1 protein-coding gene is annotated in these 1,161 nt (G+C 42.6%); it reads left to right on the top strand.

Features of this window, described 5'->3' with window-relative positions:
- The coding region (locus ACS8FD_RS15840) for a copper amine oxidase (protein WP_439276552.1) at window positions 1–1,161 on the top strand (1,161 nt) is incomplete at both ends.

The following is a 1,161-nucleotide window of genomic DNA, read 5'->3' as shown; positions in this document are numbered from 1 at the left end:
ATGAGTACAGCGGGTGCAGACGTTGAATATGATAGTTATGCTGAGATGTATACTATTACTAAGAACTCAACCCGCGTACAAATCAAACCCAACAGCAAAACTGCTATGGTGAACGGGCAGTCCTTAGCAATCACCAATCCGCTCATCATAAAAGATGGTCAAGCTTTAGTGCCTGATTCATTAGCAAATGAGATTTTACAATCAGGTTTGGATCAAACTTTTAAGATAGAGCAAAGCCCGCATCCACTCAATGTGTTAAGTGCTGAGGAGATCGAGCAAACTTTGGCTATTATCAAAAAAGCCAAGCCTACCGAGACCAATCTACGGTTTTCTGATATCCGCCTAAAACAACCTGATAAAGATGCAGTATGGCGTAATGTCACTGAAAACAAGCCTTACCAAGGTGATCGAGTGGCAACCTTTAGCATTTTAAAAGGCAATACGGTCATTGAAGGTGAAGCAAATTTAAACAAAAACGCCTTAACCAGTTGGAATGCGATAGAAGATACCTTTGGTATGGTGCTGGTAGATGATTTTTATGCCATACAAGACATCATCCAAAATAGCCCTGAATACAAAGTGGCGTTAAAAAAACATGGTATAGATGATGTGACTAAGGTTGTCGGAACGCCGCTGACCGTTGGATATTTCGGTGATCAGGACAATTTAGATCAGCAGCTGCGCGTCCTTAAAATCGTCTCTTATCTAGATGTGGGCGATGGCAACTACTGGGCGCATCCTATCGAAAACTTGGTGGCAGTGGTCGATTTAGATGAGAAAAAAATCATTAAAATAGAGGAAGGTAGTGTCATTCCCGTACCGATGACCCCGCGTCCAATCGATGGTCGTGATCAAGATATTGTCACTAGTAAGCCATTAAATATCATCGAACCAGAAGGCAAAAACTATACCATCACTGGCCGAGACGTTGAATGGCACAACTGGAAGTTTCATATTGGTTTAGACAGTCGAACAGGCCTACAGCTTAGTACGGTCACTTTTAATGATAAAGGCGTTGATCGCAAAATCATGTATCAAGGTAACTTGGGCGGTATGGTCGTGCCTTATGGCGATCCAGATATGGGCTGGTACTTTAAATCTTATCTTGATGCTGGTGAATACGGCATGGGAACTCTGACCTCGCCGCTAGAAAAGAACGTC

The sequence above is a fragment of the Psychrobacter sp. 1U2 genome (assembly GCF_051847575.1).
This window is presented reverse-complemented; position numbering and strand designations above follow the sequence as displayed.